Raw genomic sequence first — 26,147 nt, forward strand, 5'->3', positions numbered from 1 at the left:
CCTTACTGAAAGAATTTTGAATAGATTTTTTAACAAAATTATGTAGACTGGTCTAATTATAGTAATGGAAAGTATCTCTAATTTTCAAATTATGTAGACCGGTCTAATATTGGAGTGAATTTAAAAATGGTTTTAAATACAGATGAAGATTATCCGCAAATGGGTTTAAATTCAAAGGAAAATAAGTTTTCAGTTAACAAAAATAACACTAAAAAAATTTTATTTGTACTTCTACTTGGTGGATTTATGTCGATGTTAAGTGAAACCGCGTTGAGCATCGTATTTCCACATATAATGTTACAGTATAATATTTCAGCAGGGACAGTGCAGTGGCTGACCACTATTTATGTTCTTGTTTCAGGTATTGTATTCCTTATCAGCGCATTTCTTATTGAGCGGTTTTCAACTAGAAAATTGTTCATGTCTTCAATGATATTTTTAATTATAGGGACGATTGTATCAGGTGTTTCCTCAAATTTTCCGGTTTTATTTGCTGGACGTGTAATTCAGGCAGTTGGAACAGGTATCCTCGTGCCTCTAATATTTAATACCATACTAATATTGATCCCAAGGCAGAAACAGGGATTGGTCATGGGACTTGTGTCTCTTGTAATTCTTTCTGCACCAATGTTTGCACCAGTATTTATGGGCTTTCTTATGGGCTTTATGGACTGGCACTGGTTCTTTTTATTAGTTCTGGTCTTTTTCATAGCCACAGCAGTTTTAGGACTGTCTTTTTTAAAGAATGTCACTGAAGTAACACGCCCGAAACTCGATATTTTATCTGTTATTCTGGCTGCTGTGGGATTTGGCGGAATTATAATGGGATTCAGCGGTTTAGGAGACTATGGATTAAGCTTAAATGTTATACTGCCCTTAATTATAGGCATAGTTAGCCTTATAATATTTGCAGCACGTCAGCTAACCATGGAACACCCTTTACTGGACCTTCATGTTTTTAAATATCCCTTTTTCACCATAGGGATAATAATTAATGTAATTAATGTGATGGTCGTTTTTGCAGTAGTGATTATACTTCCAATGTATATGCAGAATGGACTTGGAACCACTTCTTTTGTTGCCAGTCTTGTAATGCTGCCTGGAAGTATTTTAAACTGTTTACTACCTCTTCTTGCAGGCCATATATACGACAGACATGGGCCAAAGATTATCGTTAGCTCGGGTCTTGCTGTTATGTGCATTTCCATGATATTTTTATCGAACCTTTCTGTTTCAACCACCCTTGCTGCGGTGTTAATTATAAACTGTGGTTTGTATATAGGATCAGCCCTTTTAATGTCTCCAAATCAGACAAATACTCTGGGGAATTTGGATTCTAAACATTACGCTTCAGGTTCTGCCATAATGACTTCCCTGCAGCAGATGGGGGGTGCAATTGGTTCATCTCTATTTGTAAGCTTTATGTCATTCGGACAGCACAGCTACCTTCAAAATATCATTACTCCAGATCCAGCACAGCAGATATCTGCATTAATTTCTGGTGTAAACTTTTCATTTTTGATAGGGGCAATAATACTTGCGTTTGTATTTTTGCTTTCCCTTTTTTTAAAGAAGGAAGTACATGCTTAAAAAAACGCTTTATTATATTTTTTTGACTGTAACACAGTTTAAAACATTTAATAGTTAATTAAAGATAAAAACAGCTGTTAAAAAGTAGAGTTGTTGGAAAGACTTTTAATTAATCTTTCTGGAATAACATTATTATTCCAGTTATTAAAAGCCATAATCCAATTAATATGCCTAAATACAGCGGATCTTTAATGAATGCAGCTACAATTATGTAGATTATACCTAAAATTAGAGCTACAAGTCCTGTCCATCTGCTTCCTGTAGTTTTAGCTGCTATGGCAACAATTCCTGCTATTATCAGGAATATACCTGCAATGAATACGAATAAAGCTGCCACGAAACTAAATAGTGCGGGATTAAATATAAACCCTAGGCCAAAAATTAATGCTAAAAATCCTAAAATAAGTTCTATAATGCCCATAACTAGACTTTCGCCCATTGAGGCTGCACCCATAAATAGAAGACCTAAACCCAAAAATAGCACTGCAACACCAGTTAGCACGCTAAATGGAATTACTCCTAAAAGTGGGAATGCTAAAACTATTAAACCTAAAATTATAAGAATTATCGCGTTTCCCGTTTTCTCCATACTAATCACCTCTTAGCCTTTTTTCCAACAACTCCTAAATTCTAACAATAGTTAATAATTCCCATTATTAATTATTATATTTTGCTATAAGTTAATAGGGCTACTAATTATATAATTAAAATTTAAAGGATAAAAAAACATTAATAAGTATAATTATGGGCCTTATATCAAATTTAAAAGCCTTAAATGCTTAAATGGTTTAAACATTAAAGTTCAGTTTAAGTTAATAATTAGGAAATATTATCGATTCTATTTTTAATCTGCTAAAAATCTTACAGGCCTTTTTAATATCCTTTTTATTTTAAATAGAATGGATCAAATGTTGTATTTCCATTAATTTTAAAAAATATTTTAGTAAAATTTAATAATGGCAAATATAATAGCCAACATTAAAGATTAGCTAAATTACCAATAATATTTAACTAAAAACGAGGGGGCGAGCATCGTTTTAGAGAGTCGTAATTTTTCTATTGAAAAAAGAGAAGGCCTATTAAAAGTTTTTTTATTTTTAGGATTGATGATCCCTATTATATTTTCTGGAGTAGTTAATGCTCAAGTTATATCAGTTACACCTTCTAGCACTATTAAAAGCGCGATAAACACGGCGCATTCTGGAGATACGTTAAATTTGTCCGGCGGGACATATAATGAACATGACATAGTGGTGAATAAAAATTTAACTATAATCGGACCAAAAATTAGGGGTAATGAATCACCAAAAGCAGTAATTGACGCGCAAAAATTAGGAAAAGGATTTCTAATACAAAGAGGAGTTAATTTAAATCTGCAATATTTAACAATACAAAATGCCAACACCACAAAAAGCACTTCTAACCCTTATGGGGGCGGAATCTTTAACAGCGGCACGCTAAATGTAAAAAACTGCATTATACAAAAAAACACTGCAACCCTTGAAGGTGGAGGTATTTATAACAATCATGGTACTTTGAATATAGTTAATTCCATTTTAAACCAAAATACTGCAACTAGCGGATATGGCGGTGCCGCAATTTACAATTACGGTGGTAATGTGACATTGAACGGTTGCAATTTATGGGGAAACGCCGCCAAAGCTGGCCATGGTGGTGGAATCAATAATGGATATGGTGCTATCTTAATTTTGATTAATTCACGTGTACATAACAATGCTGCATATGATCATGGTGGTGGAATCGACATTTACCGTACGGGTACCAAAACCAGATTGATTAATTCTAGTGTGTATAATAATACTGTAGTTGGTCATGGTGGTGGTATTTACAATTGCGGTGGTGATTTAACTTTGAACAGTTCCAGTGTATATGGGAATATTGCGAAAACAGGTCCTGGTGGTGGAATTGCTAATTGTTATGGGGGCACCTTAACTTTAATCAATTCTCAAGTATATAGCAACGCTGCGAAAACTCACGGCGGCGGAATCGACAATTATTATGATACTACTGAAACTGATGTAACATTGACTAATTCAAAGGTATACAGTAATACTGCAAACAGTCATGGTGGCGGTATTTACAATTGCGGCGGCAGGGTAACCTTGAATGGTTCCAGTGTATATAACAACATAGCAAAAACAGGCCATGCCGGTGGAATTGCTAATTGTTATGGAGGTACCTTAACTCTGGTTAATTCGAATGTATATAACAATATTGCATATGATCATGGTGGTGGAATCGATATTTACCGTACAGGTACTAAAACCAGCTTGATTAATTCCAATATATATCACAATACTGCAAATGGTCATGGGGGAGGTATCTATAATTATGGCGGTAATTTAACTTTGAAAGGTTCTAGTGTATGTGGAAATATTGCGAAAACAGGCCCGGGTGGTGGAATTGCCAATTGTTATGGTACATTAACAGCGACATTCTGCAGGATACTTGGAAATTCTGCTAAGCAGGGCATAGATATTTGTAATTATAATGGGAAAGTAAATGCTTTACTTAACTGGTGGGGATCTAATAATGGGCCTGCTAAAGGCAAAATAGCTGGAACAACTAATCCAAACACATGGTTAGTGCTTAAGGTTTCTTCGGCTGTTTCAAATACCATTAGTTCTATAATTACTGCAAATTTAATATATGACAACAAGGGGGTTTACCATAACCCCTCTAATGGACATGTCTTAAATGGGATAAAACTAACTTTTACCTCTACTTTGGGAAGTATAAGTAGCCCAGCAACTATGCTTAATGGAATTGCAAAATCTACTTTAAAGAGTGGATCAGGTACTGCTATTGTTTCAGTAAAACTAGACAACCAAACAGTAAAAACATCAGTTAAAATTTGAAGCTGAATGCTTCATTTTTTTTATTTTAGAAATAGTTAATGGGCTGAGATGATTTTTTGCAAATATGATGGAATAAGATTCTAAGTAACATATTAAGCTGTTATTCATTAAATAAGTGATTTGCATCAAAAGATGTATTTAACTGGTAAATTTATTATTCATTTTTAACTTAATCCGCTCAGCCAGCCCTTTATTTACAAGTGGAACTCTGGTCAAATTTTTAATACTTGCTTTTTCTAACTCTTCTATACTCGGAAAGTATTTATAAATGTTTTCAGTTATTTTAAGGCCGACACCATGAATATCCTTTAAAATAAGCCATATTTTTGTTTTTTCAGTGTTTTGAGTCCATTCCCAGAAATCTTCCAGATCTTCATAGGCGAGACCCCTGTAATAATTACCGCTGTGGGCGAGGTAGTGGCATTCTTTACACAGCAAAGCTAAATTTGGGGATTCATCCTGATCTTTAATTGTAGAACCCATTACTGGAATAATATGGTGTATTTCCAGATTTTCAATGGATCCGCAGGCTACACATGAATTTTGATCCCTCTTTAAGACGTATCTTTTTGTTTTTGCACTGATCCCGTTTCTACTGTCTTTCTGAATCACTTTCCCATCTAGAAGATAAAACTGCCTCGCATATCCTTTGCTGCAGTTTACAGCCCTTGTGATTTCTTCTGTAGTTATCTCTTCTCCCCACATTTCCTTTAATGCGATAATTTTATCCTTTTTAAGATCTGTATCAAAATTATCATCTAAAAATTGAATATATAGTTCATTTAAACTATTTTTTACACAGCTTAAATCTTTTAAAAGGCTTTTAAATTCATCTGTATTTTCTACGGCCATTAAAATGTCTAATTCTTCCCGGGATTTTGTAATTCTGCTCATGTGTTCATCCAGGTGGTTTTGTGTGAGTTCCCAGAGTTCATCCAGGATTTTGTGTTTCCTGGTTTTAAGTTCAAAGTGACGATCTTCAAGATAACATGTATCCATGGTTCTCATTTTGTTTATCTTTAATTAAATTTTTACATTCAATATAAGTCAATGAAATAACTTTTTAAATTTATAAATTTTAGGTATTCGAGAATCGTATTTTCGAAAGCATATAAACAAATTACCTTATTAAATAGCGTCAAAAATATTTGGTCATTCACTATAAAAAATAGTAAAAATGAAATCTTATGGTATCTTAAAAAGTTAAAAATTTAAAAGTAGTTAATCCCTTGCTCTAATATGGGGATCGAAGTTCAATGCACCCCTTTTAGATACCTCTTTTTTATAAGCTATCTGGGCATTTTGAATCGGAATTAATTCAATATCCCACGGGGAATCTTTTTCATACTCAATTTTAATTATTCCCATATCTTCAATTATATTTATTGATTTTACGCTGTTTTTACCTTTTTCAAAGACTTTTTCATTTTCCAAAATAGATACTTTTAATTTAGTGGCCCATACCATGTTATTCACCATTTACCTGATTTCTGTAACTATTGTTAAGTTAAGCGTGATATAATCAGCTTTTTAACTTTAAATCAGATTTTTAACCATCACTCACAAAAATGAGCAGGTTTACTTTAAAAATAAAATTTTTTTAAAATAAAAATTTCACTATAGTATATTGGTCATCAGTACTATTATATTTTTAACTAATATGTAAAAATTTACAACCATATTGATGGTTGTTTTTAAAAGAGAATAAAAATTATTGTAAATAAAACAATTAATCGGTAATTCTTTTATTCACATCTTCTTTACTCATTTTTAGTATAACATAATCTCCAAAACTATGTACATCTTCATCAGATACTACTAAATGTTTTTTTCTGAAAGCGGGTCCTGTAGATATGAGCACGTTATGGATCAGGCAACCTTTAGGATCGATGAGCATGTCGCCCACTTTACCTACATCCATAGCATCGCAGGTTAAGACAGTTTTTCCTACAATATCCTTAAATAATGAGCCGGTTTCTGCAAGTTCGCCTAATTTATTAACTTTAGTTTTTTGATCGATCTCTTTTCCATTCAATTTTAGCTGTACATAGTCTCCTATTTTATCCAGGTCTTCCTCTTTAACTGAAAAATATTTTTTATTTAAAGCGGATCCTGTAGCCACCCATATTTTATCTACAAGGCAGTGTTTTAGTTTTATTTCAAGTTCAGCTATTTTACCTGCTTCTTTAGCGTCATTATCTAAAACTGTCATTCCTATAAATTTGCTGGCTTTCATTTTTAACGCGTTCTCCTTTTTAATTGGTAACACATATTTTATTTTTTATAATATAAATAATATTCGTTTAAAAAAGTGGTGTAATTGTTTAAATAATTTATTTGGTATTATGCTATTTTTGCAGGATATATTTTAAATTTCGAGATTTATTATGATTTTTATTGATTTTTAAACTATATGTGGTGAAATATTACTTTGAATTCTTTTTACTATTTATAACTCTAACCCTGTTTTTGAGTTTTTAATATAAATGGGCTATAAAAACTTTGAATCTTTAGTATTAAATGTACATTAAAAATAATTACTTAAATAATTTCGAACAAAATATATCTGGGGTTTAAATATGACTGAAACGCTGGCATATGATGTAGAAAGTAAAGAAGATAATTTTGAAATAAGAAAATATGCGGATTATATTTTAGCCCAGGTGGATATCGACGCATCATTTGATGATGCTGTACGTAAAGGATTCATGATCCTTGCAGGTTACATTTTTGGGGGTAACAGAAAGCGTTCTAAGATTGCAATGACTGCACCTGTTGTAGAAGAGGAAATGAGCGAAAAAATAGAAATGACTGCTCCCGTAACTACTGAAACTGTTAGTGATTCAGAGAGGATAGACATGACTACTCCAGTTACTGAAGAAAAAACAAAAGCTAATTTTCAGCGTATATCTTTTGCAATACCGTCAAAATATGCTATGGACACTTTGCCGGAGCCCAATGATAAAAGAATTCATTTTAAAGAATTTAAAAATCAAAAAACTGCGGTCTTAAGATTTAAAGGTAGGGTAAAAGAAAAACTTGCCACAGAAAAGACTGAAGAACTAAAAAAATGGCTTTCTAAAAATCAAATTAAGCCTAAATCACGTTTTATGGTAGCACAATATAACCATCCTGCAGTACCTGGTTTTTTAAGGAGAAACGAGATAATAGTGGAAATTTGAAAAATAGAACTCATTTTTTAATTACTTTTTGTCATATATTTCCTCTCAAAGTTATTAAATACGCTCAAAAATATTTTAACCAATAAATACAATAATTATCATGGACAGTAAACAGAGAAACAGAATTTTGGCCCTGCTTTTTGTGGGTGTTTTTATGGGTGCCCTTGATATTGGCATTGTAGGGCCAGTATTGCCTGCCGTTAAATCATTTTTTGCTGTAAATGATAGGGCTGTTTCATGGATATTTACTATTTATATACTTTTTTTCATGATAGGGACGCCGCTTATGGCTAAAATATCTGATGTTTACGGTAGGAGAAATATATACATAATCGATATCTTTTTGTTTGCTGCAGGCTCTGTAATCACTGCATTTTCATCTTCCTTTGAAATAATGCTTCTTGGAAGGGCTATCCAGGGTTTTGGAGCAGGGGGAATTTTTCCAGTTGCAAGCGCATTTATTGGGGACACTTTTCCTCCGGAAAAACGCGGCTCTGCACTTGGTATTATAGGCTCCGTATTTGGTTTGTCAGCGATTTTTGGACCAATACTTGGGGGTTTACTTCTTAACTATGGTTGGCAGTGGCTTTTTATAATAAATATACCTATAGCTGCAGGAATTATAGCTGCAGGATATTTCATATTACCTAAAACTAAAAGAAAATGGGTTTCAGGCTTTGACTGGTACGGGACCCTGGTACTGGGAATTCTGGTTGCTTCACTTGCATTTGGGGTAAATCAGATAGACAGCAGTAATTTTACTGAAAGTCTTAAATCACTTTATGTGTGGCCATTTTTACTATTTTCTATTGTATTACTGCCGGTCCTATGGAGAATTGAGAGAGGTGCTGAAGACCCCATAATTCAGATTAATTTATTAAAAAATAGGGAAGTTAGGCTGGCTACCGGTATATCGATAGGCTCTGGCTTAAGCCAGGTGGCAATAGTATTTCTCCCATCATTTGCGGTAATTTCGTTATCTCTGTCCACTTCTACTGCTAGTTTAATGATTCTCCCTCTGGTGATTACCATGGCTATCTGTGCACCTTTAGTTGGTAAATTACTTGACAAATTTGGATCCAAAAAAGTGATGTTTACAGGCAGCTTTATATTAATTGCAGGCCTTTTTATTTTAAGCTTCTTTGCATATTCATTCTATATTTTTATCTTATCTTGCCTCATTTTGGGTGTGGGGTTAATTACAATTATCGGCGCCCCTTTGAGATACATCATGTTATCAGAAAGTCCAGAAAAATACAGGGCCTCTGGTCAGGCACTGATCAACATCAATGCCAGTGCTGGGCAGTTAGTCGGCGGTGCATTGGTGGGCGGTATAATTGCTTCGGGGGGCGGAACTTATGCAGGTTACGAATTTGCATATATTGCAGTTGGTATTGCTGCGGTTATGATGCTATTTTTAACTATGGGTCTTAAGGGCCGCTTAGAGCAAGTTAAAACTATGAAAATGCATTCAAAAAGTTAATTATATGGTGGGCTTACGTTTTTTAATATGTGATGAAATAACTTTATAAAAAATTTCATAAATTGCCTATATTTTATATTATCACCGCCCCATATGATAAGGTATAAAAATAGTAAAAATAAACATATGGCTAGTGTAAGTTGGAAATATATATGCATAAAACATATAAAAATCTCCGATTTTTATTGTGAAAAATCCTAGATTTTTCAACATGTAAAATCTCTGATTTTACTCGTGAAAAAATCTTCGATTTTTTCAACATATTATGGAACAACTGGAAGAGCGTTATACTCTAAATTTTCCCTTAGACTTCGGTTTGGAGTAGTGAATAAATGGTACAGCTAATTAAGACCTCTGTAAAATGCTATAAAAAGAGAGCTAAAAAGACAGTGGGCGGTAAACAAAAGGTTTATGAGTATAATCAGTATCTTATCCCCCTTAAAAGATCTGATAACCTGGAATGTAAAGAAGGAGTGCTTATAATACCTGAAAAATACTTTAAAGAGTTATTCGGCGTGGAAGATACATGGGCAGTTAAGGAGTACCTGAGCAAGCTTAAAGGATATGAAATGAGCATTGAAGGATATAAAAAGGAATTCAAAGAACTGGAACTTAGATACCAGAAAGAATTTAAAGATCTGGAATGGAAACACAGCGAACTATCGAAATCTTACAAGGAACTTTTTAGTAAACACACCAAAGCTACAAAATTGTATAAAATGGATACCTCAAAACTCCAGGAATTAGAAACTAAAACTGAAGAGCTGGCTAAACAGCTGGAAATTAAAGAAATCGAATACAAAAAACTAAAGGAAGATTATGACATGGTTTTAAGCAGGGATGCTATTATTGGGGAGCAGCTAAAACCAGATGAAAATAAAGGCGATGAAGACAAAGATTTCTGGTCAATGATAAAGAATCGCCTTGGAAAAAAGGAATTAGCGTCCAAAGATGAATAAATCTTTGATATTTTTTATTTTATTTAATTTAATTATTTTTAATGAGTGCGGTTTATGATTGAATACCCTGATTTTGAAAAAATAGTTCTGGACAAGCTTGGAAGGGACATAAGGATCGAGGTAAATGAAGACCAGCATAATGCAATAATCCCTGCCCCTGATACTTCATTATTTATAGTGGCAGGTCCTGGAAGCGGTAAAACAACTGTAATGGTTCTAAAAATACTGAAATTTATTTTTGTAGACGGTGTAAAACCATCTTCAATTTTAGCAACTACTTTTACAAGAAAAGCAGCAGCACAATTAAAATCCCGGACGATTGAATGGGGAAATGAACTGAAATCAACTTTAATGGAAAATCCAAAGTATTCCTCCATCCGGGTCCTGATTGAAAAGCTTGATTTCAAAAGAATAGTTACAGGTACGCTGGATAGTATAGCTGAAGATATTTTAAAAAGCAGTGATTCTGGCTCTTCGCCTGCTATAATTGAAGATCTTGTATCCAATGCACTTATGATAAAAGTTGGACTCCTTGACCATGACCGTCAAAGAGATAAGGATCTTCATGGGTTTTTAAATCACATAAGGGGTTCAAGAACAAGACTTAATGTTTCAATGATGAGTCAGATACTCCTTGAGATAAAAGACAGGGTATACCATGATAGAATTGATTTTGAAAAGTTTATAAATGATTATGAGCACCCTGGCGCTAAAATAGCTCATGATGCAATATCTGATTATATAGGTGACTTAAAAAACAGGAACCTCCTTGATTTTTCAATGCTTGAGGATGAATTTTTAAGAAAACTCCAGACTGATGGGCTTAAAGGTTTAAAAAATATCAAAATAGTTTTGGTGGATGAATATCAGGATACAAACCTGCTTCAAGAAACTATTTACTTGAAAATTGCAGATGTAGCCGTCAAGAATAAAGGAAGTATCATTGTTGTTGGCGATGATGACCAGTCACTTTACAGGTTCAGAGGAGCCACTGTGGATCTTTTTACAGATTTTGGAAATAGATTAAATGGATATCTTGGAATAAATCCTCTTTTTGTAAACCTTTCTAAAAATTACAGGTCCACAGAGCATATAGTTGATTTCTGCAATGAGTTTATACGGCTTGATAAAGAGTTTCAGAATGTACGTGCAGAAGGTAAAAGGTCAATTTCGTCCAGTTTAGAAAATTCGATTAATGTCCCTGTTCTGGGAATGTTTAGAGATGATATTAACACACTTGCGGCAGATCTGGCAAATTTTATTAGGGAGGCCAGTCATGGTAAAGGATTTAATTTAGATTATAAAGGTAGTTCATTTAAAATCAAAATTGATGAAAAAGATGGATCTCCTTCAGATATTGCATTTTTATGTAGTTCTCCTCTTGAACTAGATTTTAAAGGTAATCCTAGACTTCCAATTCTTCTTAAAGATGAATTAAATAAAATTAATCCCCAGATACCTGTTTTTAATCCACGTGGGCAGAGTTTGGGTAGAATACCTGTTATTGAGGTATTATGTGGAATTCTTTTGGAATGTATAGATCCTGAATGTAAAATCCAGAATACCTTTGGTAGGTTGCCTCGAAATGCGGTATTTCGATTTAAAATCTGGAGGTCTAAGGCTTTAAAATATATAGATGATAAAGAAGATGAATCTAAAGAAATGCATGCTTTTATAGATACGTGGAGAAGCTATTTTCGAATAAAAGAGGATAAAATAGAGGTTCCTCTAGTTGAGCTTATCTATAAAATGGTTAAATGGATACCTGAAATATTAGATGAAGAAGGACTTGTTTATCTGGAGATCATTATTAAAACCATTACACAGACCAGCCTGTTCAGTGATTTTAAGTCAAATATTGTATTAAATGGTAGAAATAGAGATATAAATCAAGATTCAGTAATAGAGGTGATGTGGAATATATTTGTACCTATTGCATTAGGCGCTATAAACCTTGATCTGGATATTCTTGAGAACCTGCCTGAAAATGGGATAAATATAATGTCAATTCACCAGTCTAAAGGTTTAGAGTTTCCTATTGTTATAGTGGACGTGGGTTCTGATTTTAAAATGAATTATGCAAATCATGCATTTAAAAGGTTTCCTGGAACCCCTGGAAAGTCATGTACCCTGGAGGATAACATGAGGAAATTTTCTAAACTGGGAATACCAAAACGAGGTGCGCTTGATAGGGCGTTTGATGACCTTATAAGGCAGTATTTTGTAGCATTCAGCAGGCCTCAGGGGCTGCTGTTACTTGTGGGTCTAAATTCATTAAAAGATGGCTATTTCTTTAATAATGCATTGAGATATGTTCCTAATGTTGCAACTGGTTGGGATAGAGATGGTGAATGGCACTGGGAAGGGCTAAATAATCTGTTTCATATATAGGTATTGCTGTTTATTTTTAGTTTTTTTTATGTTAAATATTATATAATGACTGTACATAATTTCATGAATTTAGATTTCTAAATCATAGTAATCATATTGACTTTTTTACTGTGCAAAATTTTTGTATTATCTATTTTATAATTTGGAGAAGAAAAAACAGTGTTTATATAATGCATTTAACTTCTAATAATATTGTTTGAGAAGATTTTGAATTATACGGGATATGAAAATATTTTAAATGTTCAAATTTGGATATATTTTTGAAATATTCCCTTAATACTTTCTGCACCAATGTTGGCACTAGTACTGGATTAAGCAAAATCTTCTAGAATATGTTAGGAGCAAATGTATGTCATTTCCAGATTCAATTCCTCACCCAACTGTATCTCAAGTTAAGATAATTGAAAATAAGACTAACTTCCCTATTAGCTGGTTAAACAAGCAGGGATACTGTGAATATGGTATTTTCCTTGAGAATGTGCGCCAGATTAAAACCGCACCTACAGCGGCTATGATTAAGGGAGTAAAAGAGCACGCTGTTTTAGAGGAAAACTTCAAAGAAGAAGCAGTACCAGCAACATTTGATGAGATGCTGGAATCCTCAAAAACAGGGGAACTTTTATCGCGTGAATTTCCTGTAGTTTCAGCTAATTATGGAATTCGAGGATTTATAGATGAAATATGGATGACTCCTGATGAATTTATAATAATCGATGATAAACCTGGAACTATACCTTATTATTCAAGTATAAACCAGGTATATGGATACTGCCTGGCATTTAAAGATATGATCGAAGAAGACAGGCAAATAGTAGCATCTCTTCGAGAGAGGGGAACTGATAATATATTCTGGGCATCTTATTTTGACGAAAAAGCTGAAAAAGGCATAATCGACCTTATAGATCATGTACATGATTTGATATCTGGAAATACTGAATTTGGTTCCACTGATAATCCTAATAAATGCAGAAAATGCAGATTCAATAAGATATGTGATAGGCGGGTATGATAATACCTTCAAAACAATATGTTTTTAACAGTTTTTGCTATAAATAAATTAATCAATACTCTTTTTTGATTGTAATTGTACAACTTGGGGTAATTATAAAATTAAGAACTGATTTACTTGAGATATTTTTATTTTTAAACTTGTAATAACTTTTTTCTCACTAATTTTCCACAAAAGTTATATGTTATTATACATAAAAAATAGCAATATTGTAATACTTGGGGGAAATCTAGGATAGGCAATTATCTGTTAAATGGTGTATTAAAGTTAAATTGAATTATACTATGTCCCAAAGCATCAAAAGATAAATTTAAATACAATAAAACCCGAAATACATGGGTTTATTATTTAAATTTATAAACGATACATTTAAATAGGAAAAACAGTAAACAATCAATCTGCCACAGTGCAGACAAATTGCTTATTTTAGTTTAGTCCCGTAGGGTAGTGGTAATCCTCCTGGTCTTTGGAACCGGGGACAGCGGTTCGACTCCGCTCGGGACTATTTCCCTTTAAACCACAAGAGGTAGTTTTATGAAAAACATTCTTGTTGTAGGTACAAATTCGCGACCTGTGGCATGCTCTGCAAAAAAGATGGGAAACACCATCTATTCAGTAGATTATTTTTGTACAAGTGACCTTGTAAAATGTTCTGATTATTTAAGGTGCATATTAAATCAAATTCCCTATGAATCCTGTGGACACTACATCGAAAGGTTCGATCCTGAACTTCTTGAGACTTATGCAAATGAAGTTGTTGATGATGTAGACTGTATTCTATGCAGTGCAGGAGCAATGCCTGATAAATTTCCAGAATCAAAAGTAGTAGGGAACAAAAAAATTGCACATATCGAAAATAAATATAACCTTTATAATTTACTCAAAGATAAATTCAACGTCCCAGAAACTTTTTTAGTATCTTCTTACAGTGAGGCAGCTGAAATAGTGAAGAGCAAAGAAGATAGAAAATTCATTGTAAAGCCCATCTTTGGGGCTGGGGGCAAGGGCATCAGAAGGTTTGAAGAAACAAATGAAAATACTGATTTTAGAGGTATGATGCTTCAAGAGTTTATCGAAGGCCAAAATGTAAGTGCATCGGTTTTATCAACAAGGAACGAAGCAAAGGCGATTTTTACAAGCAGACAGATACTTGGAGAAGATGGACTTGGGCAGCCTGATGAATTTGCATACTGTGGGAATATAGTTCCATTCACTGATGACTTGCAGGTTAAAAAAACAGCAGAAGATGCCATAATGGAGTTATCACTTTTAGGATCAAATGGGGTAGATATGATCCATACTGGAGAAGACATCTATGTTATAGAAGTTAACCCACGATTTCAGGGTACCTTTGAGTGTGCTGAAGAAGTGCTTGGAATTAACATGGTGGATGCCCATGTGAATGCGTGCAGCGGCACAATAATTGAAATACCCCAACCGAATAAATTCGCTGTTAAGATGGTTATTTTTGCAAAGAGGCGCTGTATTGCAGGAGATCTAGATTTTGATGGAGTATATGATATTCCTGAGCAAAATGTCATTATTGAAAAAGATGAACCTGCTGCAACAGTCATAGCATCAGATGAAAGTCTTGAAAAGGCCATTTATAAAGCAGAAAAATTGGTTGAACGAGTTTATAATGAGCTTGAACCATTTCCTGAAAAAATACTGGCTAGAAATGTCAGTGTGTGATATTTAAAAATAGCGTTTTATATATACTTAAAAAGATAAGTAGCTAATTTTTGTTCGCTACTTATCTTGATTACTTTTAATTCTATAAAATAAGTTAGTAATTTATCTAAAATAGGCCTAAAACACGTAGAATAAAGATTAATGTCCCTATTACTATCATTATAGTTACTACAATTGATGCTCCAGAGAGTATTAAAAATAATTTTGCACGTTTATCTGGATCATCCATGATATCTTCTATTGGGTCTATACTCATTTGATCACCTTGACTGTATTAATTTAACTATCTTACGAGAAAGATGTACTGTGTAGTTGTTGGAAACTTAATCCTAAGTTCCTTTATTTGAGGTCTATATATAAAAAGTTCACGTTTACATGGGTCAATATTTAATATTTTGCAGATAATGGTTGACTCCATGTCTCCAGCAATTCTTGCTCCAGATGTCAGCGACTCGATTTCAATATAAATAGGAAGTTTTAATTTTTTATAGTCTTCTTTATCAATCATGCTGGCTATTTCTTTAAGTTCAGCATTTTTAAATCTGTGCCTTGTACCATCTGCACCTAGTACGTGGGGCCTTTCTTCTTTCAAAAGTTCTGCTAATGTTTTTCGACGTCTTGGGAGATGCCTGTTTAAACTTATAACCTGCTTTTTAAGAATGTTATCTGAAGGATCTAATTTTTTCATCTATTAATTTTATCTATTCCATTCATATAAGCTTTATAAAAATGATGTAAAATAGGAAAATAATGCCTTTAATATATATCTAACTGTATAAATAGCTTTGATTTATTTTTAGGTATTAAAATAAAAAAAATAGTAAAAAAAGGAGTTTATTTGATCATCTCTACAGGGAGAAGAACTAAAACTCCAAGTAAGTCGTCTTTTTGTATAGTACCATCGATGTTTGCAAGAAATGAAGCATAGTCAACTGTTCTTTTCATGCTCATAGGAAGATGAACTTCTTCTCCCACTGCTACTGTATGTCCATATCTGTTTGATGCATAAGCAGATAAGAACACTATGTGGTTTGCAGGGATATTGATTTTTTTAATCTTTATTGATTTGGCTTCATTAGCTTTAATATCCATGTCCTCATCAGCTATTACGGCGCGTAGTTTACCAATAATGTTTCCTACTTTAAAATCGCCTAGTGCGTGAAGTTCTTCGCCTTTAAGCTCTTCTTTAACCTCATCTACCCTATTTAATACTCTAATAGCTCCCATTTTATGACTCCATGGCCTTTTTAATCATTTTCAACCTTACGAAGTTTTCTCTTTCCATTTCTTCAAGCCGCATTTCAATGTACTTGACTGTATTTTCTACTCTTGGAATGATTATGTGCTCTAGCGCATTTACCCTTCTTTTTGTTGATTCTATCTCTTCTGCAAGAAGTACAATGGTTTTTTCGATTTCTGCAAGTTCAAGTATTAAATTGATTGATTCTTCGAACTTCCTTGCTGCCTCATCAAGTTTGGCAGAAGTATCTACAAATCCGTAACCTCTTTGAACCATGTTTCTTTGTGAAGTTTCAGCTTCAAGTATAGGCACCACAACACCCATTACACTCCGTGAGTCGATATCCACTTTGACAGATTCTTTAACAGACACCGCAGCTTTTTTAACAGCTAAGTCTCCCATAACAATTTGAGCAGTTGTGAGATCTTCAAATGCCTCAGCCATTTTTTTCTCAACTTCATTTCTGGAACCTTTTACACGTTCCAGTATGTTGAAAAATTCCATTATAAGAGCATTCCTTTTCTCTTTAAGGAGACCATGCCCTTTAACTGCGAGCTTTTCACGGTCCTTAAGTTTAAGAAGTTCCATCCTTGTTGGATTAACTCCTTCTAACATTTCTTGTGCCATTTTTTATCCCTCTTTTAAAAATAAATAAAAGGAGGTTATTTATGTGCAGGGTGATATTTTGGAATATGCTCTGCTTTAACCCTTTTAAGTTCAGCTTCAGGAAGTAAACTTAGAAGTTCCCAACCAATGGTGAGTGTTTCCTCGATGGTCCTGTCCTCATCTTTGGTTTCTGTAACGAACTTGTTCTCGAATTCATCTGCAAATGCGAGATATTTTCGGTCACGTTCTGTAAGTGCTTCTTCACCAACAACAGCCATAAGGTCTCTTAAGTCACGGCCTTCAGAATATGCTGAATAAAGCTGGTCAGATACACCGCTGTGGTCTTCTCTTGTTCTTCCTTCACCAATTCCACCACTCATCAATCTTGAAAGTGATGGGAGTACGTCTACTGGAGGATAAATACCTTTCCTGTAAAGATCTCTGCTTAATACGATCTGTCCTTCGGTAATGTAACCGGTCAAGTCAGGAATTGGGTGGGTAATATCATCCTGAGGCATAACAAGAATTGGCATCTGGGTAATTGAACCTTCTTTACCTTCCATACGACCTGCTCTCTCATAGAGTGAAGCAAGGTCAGTGTACATGTAACCTGGGTATCCACGTCTTCCTGGAACCTCTTCACGTGCAGCTGAAATTTCCCTTAATGCTTCACAGTAGTTGGTCATATCAGTTAAGATAACAAGAACGTGCATTCCTTTTTCAAAAGCAAAGTATTCTGCTGTTGTAAGTGCCATCCTTGGTGTAATGATCCTTTCAGTTGCAGGGTCGTCTGCAAGGTTCATGAAAACTGTAACTCTTTCGAGAGCTCCGGTTCTTTCGAAATCTCTCATGAAGAAGTTTGCTTCTTCGTGGGTAATTCCCATAGCTGCAAATACAACTGCAAATTCAGTTTCTTCTCCTACTACCTTAGCGTGTCTTGCAATCTGTGCTGCAAGGTCGTTGTGAGGTAATCCAGATCCTGAAAATATAGGGAGTTTTTGTCCTCTAACAAGAGTGTTTGTTCCGTCTATGGTTGAGATACCAGTCTGTATAAATTCTGCTGGGAATTCCCTTGCGGTTGGGTTCATTGGGTTTCCGTTAATATCGAGTTCTTTATCTGGGATGATCTCTGGACCGCCGTCTATAGGTTTTCCAGTACCTCCGAAAACTCTTCCGAGCATGTCAAGGGAAACACCTAATCTCGCTGTTTCACCTGTAAATCTTACTTTGGTTGTTGCTGTGTTAAGGTCGCTTGTACCTTCAAACACCTGTACAACCGCAAAACCTTCACGTACCTCGAGAACCTGTCCTCTTCTGGCGTCCCCTGCAGGTGTTATTATGTCTACTATTTCGTTGTAGCCCACATCTTCAACACCTTCTACAATCATGAGAGGTCCTGAAACTTCAGAAACGGTTGTATATTCCCTTGTTTTGATATTTAAATCCATTTTCATACCTCACTAGTTTGTTTAATTACCTTATCCTGAATTGCTTTAATCTCAGCTTCAAACTCTGCTTCAGGTATGTATTTCATTCTACCGATGTCTTCTTTTACGCTGAGTGCAATGATATCGTTGGATGCCGCGCCGCGTTCAAGAGCTGCGGTAGCGTGTTCCTGGAACATGACTATGGTTTTAAGCATTCCGTATTGTTTTGCTGGTGCACAGTAAGTGTCTATTTCGTGGAACGCGTTCTGCTGGAGGAAATCTTCCCTTAGCATCCTTGTGGTTTCTAAGGTGACTCTTTCCCTGTCAGGTAATGCATCAGGACCTACTAGCTGAACGATTTCCTGAAGTTCGGATTCTTTCTGGAGTAAAAGCATTGCTTCGTCCCTTAATTCTCTCCAATCGTCACCTACATTGGTGTTCCACCATCCTGCGATGCTGTCTACATATAATGAGTAGCTCTGCAGCCAGTCAATTGAAGGGAAGTGACGTTTGTCTGCAAGTGATGAGTCAAGCGCCCAGAACACTTTGGATATACGTAAAGTGTTTTGAGTTACAGGCTCTGAAAGGTCCCCACCAGGAGGTGATACTGCACCGACTACTGTTAATGATGCTACTTTATCTTCTGTACCTACTGTGGTTACTCTTCCTGCTCTTTCGTAGAATTGAGCGAGTTTTGATGCAAGGTAAGCTGGGTAACCTTCTTCACCAGGCATCTCTTCGAGCCTTCCTGAAATTTCCCTCATAGCCTCTGCCCATCTTGATGTTGAGTCAGCCATAAGAGCTACATCGTATCCCATGTCTCTGAAGTATTCTGCAATGGTAATTCCTGTGTATACAGATGCTTCCCTTGCAGCCACAGGCATGTTTGATGTGTTTGCGATAAGGACTGTTCTGTCCATGAGTGGTTTTCCTGTTTTTGGGTCTTCAAGTTCTGGGAACTCGGTTAAAACCTCTGTCATTTCGTTTCCACGTTCTCCACATCCTATGTATACAACGATGTCTGCGTCAGCCCATTTTGCAAGCTGCTGCTGTGTAACAGTTTTACCTGAACCGAATGGACCTGGCATAGCTGCTGTTCCACCTTTTGCAACTGTGAAGAATGTGTCCTGTGCTCTTTGACCGGTTACCAGTGGTATGTCTGGGTCAAGTTTTGATTTGTATGGTCTTCCAACCCTTACAGGCCATTTCTGTACCATCTGTACTTTTTCAACGCCGGCTGATGTTTCCACTTCAGCTATGTCGTCTACTATTGTGTATTCTCCTTCACTTACGATACTTTTTAGAGTACCTTCTGTTTTTGGAGGGATCATGATCCTGTGAACTATGGAAGAAGTTTCCTGAACTTCACCAATGACGTCTCCGCCTTTTACCTGTGCTCCTGCGCTTACTTTTGGGACAAATTTCCATTTTTTGTCTTTAGGTAGTGCAGGAACGTCTACACCTCTTTCAATGTAGTCTCCAGTTAAGGCTTTAATATTTTCAAGTGGCCTTTGAATTCCATCGTAAATGGATGTAAGAATTCCAGGACCTAACTCTACTGAGAGTGGCCCTCCAGTACTTTCAATTTGTTCCCCTGGTTTGATACCAGCAGTTTCTTCATAAACCTGAATGGTTGCTGTGTCGCCTTCCAGTTCGATTATCTCACCGATAAGTCCTTCTTCACCGACTCTAACCATCTCATTCATCTGGGTTCCCTTCATGCCGTCTCCAACAATAACGGGACCTGCTATTTTAATTATCCTTCCTGTAATCATTTTACCATCTCAACCCCAATTACTCGTTTAATAAGTTCCCCAATAGGATCAGTCTTCCTTTCAGATGGACCTGTTTTATCGGGTACTTCAATTATCATAGGTAACGCGCTTGCTTTTGTGAGTCTCTCAATTGTTTTCCTCAGTTCATCTCCAATCTTTTCAGTGGTTATTATGATTGAAAAATCTCCTTTGAAAACTTCTTTAAGGGTGGTTTCTGCTTCTTCCATATTTTCTACAGGATACCCTGATTTTATGCCTCCAAGCTTAAATCCTGTAACTGTATCTGGATCTGCAATAACCGCTATACTTGATTTCATACTAGCAACTCCTTAATTTTTGAGTTAGAGAATCCTACTTCTCTTTTTGCGCGAGTTATAACCTTTAAGTTTCTTATTTCTTTTTCTTTTTTGCTTAAGAAACCTACAATTGGCCCTATTCCGAAAGGTATTTTAACTGATAAAGCTTTTGCAGTTTGTCTGACTTTTTCGTCTAAAGCTGCTTCCAGTGGTGCTACAGAACCTGTTTTAGTATATTCTGGTAAAGCATCAGTAAGAATTTGTGCATATTCAGTTCCGTCTAGGCTGCTTACAACATTTCCTACACTTTCAGATTCCATTAGGTCTTTTAATTTCCATTCTCTAATTTGATAACCATCTGAAACAATATAAGGTTGTATATCGTCATACTTTAGACCTTCAGCTTTTGCCCTTAAAATGATGCCTAAGTTAGCTGCGTCAATTTGTGTTCCTATATATGAATGTAAAGCTCTTGTGCTTTCATCAGAAGGATTTGATGTAGCGGTTAATAGGTTTTCAAGGAAAAATTTATCGAGCGAAGCTTCTAAAGGTAAAACCATGCCTGTTTTTTGATATGCAGGCAATGCCTCATCAAGAACATGTGCATATGCTGTCCCTTCAAGACCGTTGATAATTTCAGTGATACTTTTTGCATCTAAAAGTTTATCCAGTGAGTCTTTTAACTCTCCAAATGGAACTATAAGATTTACAGTTTCATCTCTGGATAAATCTGCTTCTTTTGCAGCAATTATGCTTTTTATATTCCTTATATCCCATTTTTGGAGTAAAACACTGAAAATAGGTTTAATATCCTTTGGGACTATTTTGGTTAATGTTTCATAATTATCTGCAAGATGCGTATCAAGGGCTTTTTCTAGAGGATACTGATCTATGTATTTTGCATAGTCTGGAAGTCCTCTAAGATAATTTGTCACTTCTGTTAAGTCATTTGATTCGATAATTTCTGTTAATTGTTTTTCTGTAAGAATTTTTCCTGTTCTTGCTCTTACTCGTGCATTAGGGTAAGCATATGGAAAAATATCTAACAATGGTCGTATGACTACCACTATCACTATAGCTCCAACAATTAACCCTACCAGTGCTAAAAGACCTAAAAGAGGATCAATAGAGGGAAAACCCATTTGAGCTACTATTGATATGATACCATCTGCCATGATTTTTCCCCCTTATTATTTAAATAATATTTTTGCAACCTCTGATCGTAGAGCTTTTTTGAACCTCAGCATTCTAGCTTCGATTGTATTGTTAACTTCAATATCTCCATTTTTGGTTTTTACAACAGCTCCCCCAATGGTAGCTATGTTTTCTCCAATCTCTAAGGTTGTTTTAGTGCCAGTTTTTCCTTCAATATTCTTTTCAAGTGATGAAATTGCATCCTTGACTTTGGCAACGTCATCTGCTTTTAATGATAATATTAAGTCTCCTCCACCAATCTCAATAGAAGCTTCTTCTATGATTTTTTTGAGGGATTCTTTGTATTCATCACTATCAGTAGATGCAATTTTCTTTAGTTCATCTTCGGCACGTTTAAATGCACTTTCTATTATTTCTTCTCTTGCCTCAAGCTCTGCTCTTCTGGAGTTCATTTTAGCTTCAGAGATGAGCTGTTGATATTTCATTGCGGACTGTTTATTGGCATTTTCCAGGATCTTTTCTTTTTCTAAAACTGCTTCTTTTTCTCCTTCTTCAACAATAAGAGCAGTTTCTCTTTCAGCTTCTTGGATTATAACATCAGCCTTACTTTGCGCATCAGAAATTATGCTTGAGACAATTTTATCTGCCCCAGAGTTCATTTAACTATCCTCCAAGTATTCTGTTGAATACTTAACCTCCTCCGAGGAGTCCAACACCTAACATTATCAATATAGCAACTAACAGACCGTATATAGCCTGAGTCTCTGATAATACTGCGAAGATAAGGCCCTGAGCAAACATGTCTTTGTCTTCTACTACTGCACCTACAGATGATGCTCCAGTGATACCCTGACCGATACCAGAACCAAGACCAGCAAATCCAATAGCTGCACCTGCACCTACTGCTGCTAATCCCATAGCGACGCTAATATTCTTTGTTGCTCCACCAAGTATTCCAGCACCTAACATTAACAGTATAGCAATTAACAGACCGTATATAGCCTGAGTCTCTGCAAGTACAGCGAAGATAAGGCCCTGAGCAAACATACCTCTGTCTTCTGCAACTGCACCTACACCTCCAGCAGCTGCTATACCTTGTCCTAAACCTGATCCTAATCCAGCAAAACCTACTGCTACTCCCGCGCCTATTGCTACTAGTGCGCCACCTATTTCTAATACCATTTATTTACCTCCTAACTTAGTAATTTTTCTTTTTGTACGGAAAGCCCGGAATTTTTGACTTCCGCCGATGTAAAACTGACCAAAAAATTCAACATAATGTAAACGGAGAGCGTTAATAATACCTCCGAAAGTCTGGAACGCACCGTTAGCGATGTGTCCAAATATAAATACTATTGGTATGAGTATTAAACCAATATAAGGAATTCCGCCCACTAACTGGACAAAAATGTTCACAGTCATAGCTATTCCGCCTGTTGCAAGACCAAGAGCAAGCAGCCTTGCATATGATAGAATATTTCCAATCATTCCCATAAGGTCCATGACTCCAAATGGTCCATTAACATATATGAACATGATAATGGCTATAACGGCAATGGCTCCTCCTACATAGAGTAAAATTGAACTTAATCCTAACAAGAAAGATGCAGCTGCAAGACCAACACCTACAAACATCATTAGCCATGCTATTTGTTCTCCTAAAGCTTCTTTGGTTTTTCCAGCTACTAAATTGTTACGAGCTCCAATTATTAGCCCTATAACTGTGTAGATTACACCAACTGCTATTGCCATAATTAATATGTTATCAGGATGTGCAAATGCATTGACTGCTTCTACAGTTCCAGGGATCGCAACAGTTGGATCTCCTATAAGGAATCTACCGTATATATCTCCCAGGAAACTATTTGTAATTGTACCAAGTATAATTGCCCATAGACCACCTGTAACCATGATAATACCCATATTGCGCATCATCTTATTTACTTTTCCAAGTCCAAGAATTAAAACTATACCAATTAAAGCATCTGCAATACCATAACCGGCATCTGTAAGACAGAACCCGAAGAAAAATGGGAACATTAATGCAAGGAATATTGATGGATCTATTTCATTATAACCTGGTGGAGAGTACATATGTACGAACATTTCGTATGGTTTGGCAAAACGTGGGTTATCCAGATGAATTGGAATGTCATCTCCTTCTTCAGGATCAGTTACTTCAATGATGGAGTAACCTTCACTGGATTCATTAATGGTTTCAACAGCTTTATCTGCCTTTTTAACTGGAACCCATGCTTCTAACATTAAAGTTTTATTTGTTTCTCCAAAGAAAGAAAATATTTCATTTCTATTTTTTTCGATATCGAGCTGCTCTTTTAATATTAAAAGATCATCTTTCCATTTTTCTGCAATATCTGCAAGTTCATTCATTAATTGTGCTTTTTCATTATCAATTTCATTGATTCTAGCTTCGGCACTTGAAATTATTGCAGCTGGTTTTCCGGAAAGTCCTGAAGTATTATACAACTCAAATTCGAATCTTCTTAGAAGAGCTGAGACTTTACTACCATATTCTTTTAAAGTTATGACGATTAAGATCTTTGTATCTTCTTCGGCATCTTGCTCTAAAATCACGATCTGATCTGTTATGGAAGTTACTTCTTTTTTAAATTCTTCAAATTGAGCACTGGGCATTTTTCCAGCTATTGCAGAAGTATATATTGTATTTTCTAAATCACTGAGATCAATATCAATATTTTGGAGTTTAGTTGCAATGTTAAGAGCGTTGTTAAGCTCGTTTTTTTCTGAATCAAGAATATTTATTTTATTTTCGATTGTTTTTGTTTGTCCTTCTACTTTGTCTAGAACGGATTCTGCATGTGCAATGAGAGTTTCCGTATCTAGATCTTCAACTTCTTTTTTTTGTGGTACTTTTGGATTTATAAAGCCCATAACACTCTTAAGAATGCCGCCTTCTTTTCGTTCTGCGGATTTTAAAAAATCAACAATTCCTGCAGTCTTCATTTGAAGTGAAGATAGTTTACCAGTATAGGCAGTGGCCTTTGATGGTTTTAAAATTTGTTTCCATTCCGCATCCTGTTGGATGCGTTCTGAAATATCATGGATTTGAACTATCTCTTCTTCATGAAGAGCACTTACCACAGAATTAGAATAGGCATCTAAAGTGAGTATTTTAAGCTTTTTCATTCTCGCTGGCTTAAACATATTATCACTTTTTTTTAACTAACGAGAATAGGCCTATAGTATATTTTTAACTATAACGTCTACAGCTTCATCAACTTTACCTGCAGCCTGATTTTTAGTTTTATTTATTTTCTCGTCAGCTTCTTTTGATATTTGGAGAGTTTCTTTTTTAGCTTCATCTTCTGCTTTAAAGATTATATCACCAGTTTCTTCATGAGCTTCGTCTTTAGCGTTTTTAATAAGCACCTCTGCCTTTTCTTTCGCTTCTTCTTTCATTTTAGAGGATCTTTGCTTTGCATCCTCTATTAGTTTATCGGCATCATTTTCTGCCTTTTTAATTGTCGTAATAGCTTCAGATATCGACATCATTTTGAATCACCATGATGAACAAAACTCTATTTTCAGTTATATTTATCTTTTACTATTTAATTTTCCGAGGAATTTCTTTATAAATGAATATATAAAGAGGTATGTTACTTTTCATCCTCTTTTATTATCCTGCGTTCATCAATGCCGTCATAGTAAATCTCTTCTGTATCGAATAATTTTCTGAAAGGAGCTTCTCTGGTCTGTTCTTCATATATATGTGTAACGAGAGCGGGAAGTCTCCCAATCATGAATATTCCAGTCCCAATAGTCCAATCGAAACCCATATCTGACAATATGCCTGCATTGGCTCCGTCGATATTCATTCTAATTCCTTTTTCTTCTAAAAGAATACTTTGAATTGTAAGTGCAAGCTCAGTGTGTATTCCTGAACACCCGTACTCTTTGGCAAGTTCTATAAGTTTGCGGGCCCTTGGATCTTCATTGTGGTATCTGTGGCCGAAACCAGGTATTTTATTTCCACTTTCTAAAAATTCATCCACCATTTCCCTGGCAGTTGCTTCTATATCTCCATGTGATCGTTTAACACCTTCTTGAATGGTTTTCATGGCATTCTCTATGGCTCCTGCATGGTGTTTCCCAAAGGCCAAAAGTCCGCCTGAAACGCATGCGTGCATTGGGGATCCTGTAGATGCAATAATTCTTGCAGCCTGAGTACTTGGGGGTGTTACACCGTGATCACAAAAGGAAGTTAAGACTGCTTCAAACATTTTTGATTCACTTTCTGGTGGTAATTCTCCCTTAATGAGTAAATAAACCATTTCAGAAAAGGATATATTTCCTATAAGATCCTCCTGCATGTATCCTCTAGTTTTAAGTTTATTTGGTTCAACGCTTGTTATGCTGGTCTTCCATTTGGGATTACCAAGTTTAAGTAGGTTTTCTATTGTTTCTCTTCCAATTGCCATGAT

25 protein-coding genes and 1 tRNA gene are annotated in these 26,147 nt (G+C 35.3%); 9 read left to right on the forward strand and 17 right to left on the reverse strand.

From position 1 onward, the window contains the following. Nucleotides 1–126 precede the first annotated feature (126 nt). The gene (locus EJ01_RS10640; protein ID WP_084689204.1) at nt 127–1,590 is read left to right on the forward strand and encodes a DHA2 family efflux MFS transporter permease subunit; all 1,464 of its coding nucleotides are present in this window, start codon (nt 127–129) and stop codon (nt 1,588–1,590) included. A 109-nt stretch (nt 1,591–1,699) separates the two neighbouring features. Here EJ01_RS10640 and EJ01_RS10645 read toward each other — a convergent pair whose 3' ends face one another. Further along, nucleotides 1,700–2,179 (reverse strand): DUF308 domain-containing protein, encoded by a 480-nt coding sequence (locus tag EJ01_RS10645; protein WP_048082997.1) that lies wholly within the window; start codon nt 2,177–2,179, stop codon nt 1,700–1,702. Nucleotides 2,180–2,696: 517 nt separating this feature from the next. Here EJ01_RS10645 and EJ01_RS10650 point away from each other — a divergent pair. After that, complete coding sequence (locus EJ01_RS10650) at nt 2,697–4,469, forward strand: hypothetical protein (RefSeq protein ID WP_048082996.1); 1,773 nt, start codon at nt 2,697–2,699, stop codon at nt 4,467–4,469. Nucleotides 4,470–4,607: 138 nt separating this feature from the next. Here EJ01_RS10650 and EJ01_RS16600 read toward each other — a convergent pair whose 3' ends face one another. The 3 genes from EJ01_RS16600 to EJ01_RS10665 form a co-directional block, all read right to left on the reverse strand. Then, nucleotides 4,608–5,468, reverse strand: a complete 861-nt coding sequence (locus EJ01_RS16600; RefSeq protein ID WP_052376089.1) for a helix-hairpin-helix domain-containing protein — start codon at nt 5,466–5,468, stop codon at nt 4,608–4,610. A gap of 222 nt (nt 5,469–5,690) precedes the next feature. Then, nucleotides 5,691–5,936 (reverse strand): hypothetical protein, encoded by a 246-nt coding sequence (locus EJ01_RS10660; RefSeq protein ID WP_048082995.1) that lies wholly within the window; start codon nt 5,934–5,936, stop codon nt 5,691–5,693. A 262-nt stretch (nt 5,937–6,198) separates the two neighbouring features. Next, nucleotides 6,199–6,705: a PRC-barrel domain-containing protein gene (locus EJ01_RS10665; RefSeq protein WP_048082994.1), complete on the reverse strand. Its 507-nt coding sequence runs from the start codon at nt 6,703–6,705 to the stop codon at nt 6,199–6,201. 343 nt (nt 6,706–7,048) lie between these two features. Between EJ01_RS10665 and EJ01_RS10670 the strand changes: the two genes are divergently transcribed. The 7 genes from EJ01_RS10670 to EJ01_RS10700 all read left to right on the forward strand — a co-directional run bounded on the left by EJ01_RS10670 (nt 7,049) and on the right by EJ01_RS10700 (nt 15,185). After that, on the forward strand, nt 7,049–7,651 hold the full coding sequence (locus EJ01_RS10670; protein ID WP_048082993.1) for an SOUL family heme-binding protein: 603 nt from the start codon (nt 7,049–7,051) through the stop codon (nt 7,649–7,651). Nucleotides 7,652–7,751: 100 nt separating this feature from the next. Then, nucleotides 7,752–9,134 (forward strand): MFS transporter, encoded by a 1,383-nt coding sequence (locus EJ01_RS10675; protein ID WP_048082992.1) that lies wholly within the window; start codon nt 7,752–7,754, stop codon nt 9,132–9,134. Nucleotides 9,135–9,466: 332 nt separating this feature from the next. After that, nucleotides 9,467–10,093 carry a hypothetical protein gene (locus tag EJ01_RS10680; RefSeq protein ID WP_048082991.1) on the forward strand — a complete coding sequence of 209 codons (627 nt, stop codon included), beginning with the start codon at nt 9,467–9,469 and terminating at the stop codon, nt 10,091–10,093. Between the two features lie 54 nt (nt 10,094–10,147). Beyond that, nucleotides 10,148–12,484: a DEAD/DEAH box helicase gene (locus tag EJ01_RS10685; RefSeq protein ID WP_048082990.1), complete on the forward strand. Its 2,337-nt coding sequence runs from the start codon at nt 10,148–10,150 to the stop codon at nt 12,482–12,484. A gap of 349 nt (nt 12,485–12,833) precedes the next feature. Further along, complete coding sequence (locus EJ01_RS10690) at nt 12,834–13,493, forward strand: CRISPR-associated protein Cas4 (RefSeq protein WP_048082989.1); 660 nt, start codon at nt 12,834–12,836, stop codon at nt 13,491–13,493. 433 nt (nt 13,494–13,926) lie between these two features. Continuing rightward, a tRNA-Gln gene (locus EJ01_RS10695) sits at nt 13,927–13,998 on the forward strand. 29 nt (nt 13,999–14,027) lie between these two features. Beyond that, on the forward strand, nt 14,028–15,185 hold the full coding sequence (locus EJ01_RS10700; RefSeq protein WP_048082988.1) for an ATP-grasp domain-containing protein: 1,158 nt from the start codon (nt 14,028–14,030) through the stop codon (nt 15,183–15,185). 106 nt (nt 15,186–15,291) lie between these two features. On the opposite strand, the gene EJ01_RS17550 is transcribed toward EJ01_RS10700, so the two are convergent. The 13 genes from EJ01_RS17550 to EJ01_RS10760 all read right to left on the reverse strand — a co-directional run bounded on the left by EJ01_RS17550 (nt 15,292) and on the right by EJ01_RS10760 (nt 26,144). Then, a complete protein-coding gene (locus EJ01_RS17550; RefSeq protein ID WP_169740462.1) occupies nt 15,292–15,441 on the reverse strand; it encodes a hypothetical protein in 150 nt (49 codons plus the stop codon). Nucleotides 15,442–15,468: 27 nt separating this feature from the next. Beyond that, nucleotides 15,469–15,873, reverse strand: coding sequence for a DUF61 family protein (locus EJ01_RS10705; protein WP_048082987.1), 405 nt, complete (start codon nt 15,871–15,873; stop codon nt 15,469–15,471). 146 nt (nt 15,874–16,019) lie between these two features. Then, nucleotides 16,020–16,412 carry a DUF22 domain-containing protein gene (locus tag EJ01_RS10710; protein WP_048082986.1) on the reverse strand — a complete coding sequence of 131 codons (393 nt, stop codon included), beginning with the start codon at nt 16,410–16,412 and terminating at the stop codon, nt 16,020–16,022. 1 nt (nt 16,413) lies between these two features. Next, a complete protein-coding gene (locus EJ01_RS10715) occupies nt 16,414–17,052 on the reverse strand; it encodes a V-type ATP synthase subunit D (RefSeq protein WP_048082985.1) in 639 nt (212 codons plus the stop codon). 35 nt (nt 17,053–17,087) lie between these two features. Continuing rightward, nucleotides 17,088–18,479: an ATP synthase subunit B gene (locus tag EJ01_RS10720; RefSeq protein ID WP_048082984.1), complete on the reverse strand. Its 1,392-nt coding sequence runs from the start codon at nt 18,477–18,479 to the stop codon at nt 17,088–17,090. Nucleotides 18,480–18,481: 2 nt separating this feature from the next. Continuing rightward, nucleotides 18,482–20,233 carry an ATP synthase subunit A gene (locus EJ01_RS10725; protein ID WP_048082983.1) on the reverse strand — a complete coding sequence of 584 codons (1,752 nt, stop codon included), beginning with the start codon at nt 20,231–20,233 and terminating at the stop codon, nt 18,482–18,484. Beyond that, nucleotides 20,230–20,550, reverse strand: a complete 321-nt coding sequence (locus EJ01_RS10730) for a V-type ATP synthase subunit F (RefSeq protein ID WP_048082982.1) — start codon at nt 20,548–20,550, stop codon at nt 20,230–20,232. Before EJ01_RS10730 ends, EJ01_RS10725 begins: the two co-directional genes overlap by 4 nt. Further along, nucleotides 20,547–21,704: a V-type ATP synthase subunit C gene (locus tag EJ01_RS10735; RefSeq protein ID WP_048082981.1), complete on the reverse strand. Its 1,158-nt coding sequence runs from the start codon at nt 21,702–21,704 to the stop codon at nt 20,547–20,549. The genes EJ01_RS10730 and EJ01_RS10735 overlap by 4 nt, the downstream gene beginning before the upstream one ends. 15 nt (nt 21,705–21,719) lie before the next feature. Beyond that, the gene (locus tag EJ01_RS10740; RefSeq protein WP_048082980.1) at nt 21,720–22,343 is read right to left on the reverse strand and encodes a V-type proton ATPase subunit E; all 624 of its coding nucleotides are present in this window, start codon (nt 22,341–22,343) and stop codon (nt 21,720–21,722) included. A 31-nt stretch (nt 22,344–22,374) separates the two neighbouring features. Further along, nucleotides 22,375–22,866 (reverse strand): ATP synthase subunit K, encoded by a 492-nt coding sequence (locus tag EJ01_RS10745; RefSeq protein ID WP_048082979.1) that lies wholly within the window; start codon nt 22,864–22,866, stop codon nt 22,375–22,377. Then, complete coding sequence (locus EJ01_RS10750) at nt 22,867–24,870, reverse strand: V-type ATP synthase subunit I (protein WP_048082978.1); 2,004 nt, start codon at nt 24,868–24,870, stop codon at nt 22,867–22,869. 33 nt (nt 24,871–24,903) lie between these two features. Beyond that, nucleotides 24,904–25,218, reverse strand: coding sequence for an ATP synthase archaeal subunit H (gene ahaH / locus EJ01_RS10755; RefSeq protein WP_048082977.1), 315 nt, complete (start codon nt 25,216–25,218; stop codon nt 24,904–24,906). A 104-nt stretch (nt 25,219–25,322) separates the two neighbouring features. Beyond that, nucleotides 25,323–26,144, reverse strand: a complete 822-nt coding sequence (locus EJ01_RS10760) for a citryl-CoA lyase (protein WP_048082976.1) — start codon at nt 26,142–26,144, stop codon at nt 25,323–25,325. Nucleotides 26,145–26,147: the final 3 nt, after the last annotated feature.

Origin of the sequence: Methanobacterium veterum, assembly GCF_000745485.1 — an archaeon.
Lineage (GTDB): Archaea > Methanobacteriota > Methanobacteria > Methanobacteriales > Methanobacteriaceae > Methanobacterium_D > Methanobacterium_D veterum.

Bases quoted from the DNA above. Each gene is read 5' to 3' on its own strand.
- EJ01_RS10680 (WP_048082991.1), top strand. From the start codon at position 9,467: ATGGTACAGCTAATTAAGACCTCTGTAAAATGCTATAAAAAGAGAGCT.
- EJ01_RS10730 (WP_048082982.1), bottom strand. From the start codon at position 20,550: ATGAAATCAAGTATAGCGGTTATTGCAGATCCAGATACAGTTACAGGA.
- EJ01_RS10710 (WP_048082986.1), bottom strand. From the start codon at position 16,412: ATGGGAGCTATTAGAGTATTAAATAGGGTAGATGAGGTTAAAGAAGAG.
- EJ01_RS10690 (WP_048082989.1), top strand. From the start codon at position 12,834: ATGTCATTTCCAGATTCAATTCCTCACCCAACTGTATCTCAAGTTAAG.
- EJ01_RS10750 (WP_048082978.1), bottom strand. From the start codon at position 24,870: ATGTTTAAGCCAGCGAGAATGAAAAAGCTTAAAATACTCACTTTAGAT.
- EJ01_RS10645 (WP_048082997.1), bottom strand. From the start codon at position 2,179: ATGGAGAAAACGGGAAACGCGATAATTCTTATAATTTTAGGTTTAATA.
- EJ01_RS10740 (WP_048082980.1), bottom strand. From the start codon at position 22,343: ATGAACTCTGGGGCAGATAAAATTGTCTCAAGCATAATTTCTGATGCG.
- EJ01_RS10640 (WP_084689204.1), top strand. From the start codon at position 127: ATGGTTTTAAATACAGATGAAGATTATCCGCAAATGGGTTTAAATTCA.
- EJ01_RS10760 (WP_048082976.1), bottom strand. From the start codon at position 26,144: ATGGCAATTGGAAGAGAAACAATAGAAAACCTACTTAAACTTGGTAAT.
- EJ01_RS17550 (WP_169740462.1), bottom strand. From the start codon at position 15,441: ATGAGTATAGACCCAATAGAAGATATCATGGATGATCCAGATAAACGT.
- EJ01_RS16600 (WP_052376089.1), bottom strand. From the start codon at position 5,468: ATGGATACATGTTATCTTGAAGATCGTCACTTTGAACTTAAAACCAGG.
- EJ01_RS10650 (WP_048082996.1), top strand. From the start codon at position 2,697: ATGATCCCTATTATATTTTCTGGAGTAGTTAATGCTCAAGTTATATCA.
- EJ01_RS10735 (WP_048082981.1), bottom strand. From the start codon at position 21,704: ATGGCAGATGGTATCATATCAATAGTAGCTCAAATGGGTTTTCCCTCT.
- EJ01_RS10715 (WP_048082985.1), bottom strand. From the start codon at position 17,052: ATGGCACAAGAAATGTTAGAAGGAGTTAATCCAACAAGGATGGAACTT.
- EJ01_RS10720 (WP_048082984.1), bottom strand. From the start codon at position 18,479: ATGGATTTAAATATCAAAACAAGGGAATATACAACCGTTTCTGAAGTT.
- EJ01_RS10700 (WP_048082988.1), top strand. From the start codon at position 14,028: ATGAAAAACATTCTTGTTGTAGGTACAAATTCGCGACCTGTGGCATGC.
- EJ01_RS10665 (WP_048082994.1), bottom strand. From the start codon at position 6,705: ATGAAAGCCAGCAAATTTATAGGAATGACAGTTTTAGATAATGACGCT.
- ahaH (WP_048082977.1), bottom strand. From the start codon at position 25,218: ATGATGTCGATATCTGAAGCTATTACGACAATTAAAAAGGCAGAAAAT.
- EJ01_RS10705 (WP_048082987.1), bottom strand. From the start codon at position 15,873: ATGAAAAAATTAGATCCTTCAGATAACATTCTTAAAAAGCAGGTTATA.
- EJ01_RS10675 (WP_048082992.1), top strand. From the start codon at position 7,752: ATGGACAGTAAACAGAGAAACAGAATTTTGGCCCTGCTTTTTGTGGGT.
- EJ01_RS10685 (WP_048082990.1), top strand. From the start codon at position 10,148: ATGATTGAATACCCTGATTTTGAAAAAATAGTTCTGGACAAGCTTGGA.
- EJ01_RS10725 (WP_048082983.1), bottom strand. From the start codon at position 20,233: ATGATTACAGGAAGGATAATTAAAATAGCAGGTCCCGTTATTGTTGGA.
- EJ01_RS10745 (WP_048082979.1), bottom strand. From the start codon at position 22,866: ATGGTATTAGAAATAGGTGGCGCACTAGTAGCAATAGGCGCGGGAGTA.
- EJ01_RS10660 (WP_048082995.1), bottom strand. From the start codon at position 5,936: ATGGTATGGGCCACTAAATTAAAAGTATCTATTTTGGAAAATGAAAAA.
- EJ01_RS10670 (WP_048082993.1), top strand. From the start codon at position 7,049: ATGACTGAAACGCTGGCATATGATGTAGAAAGTAAAGAAGATAATTTT.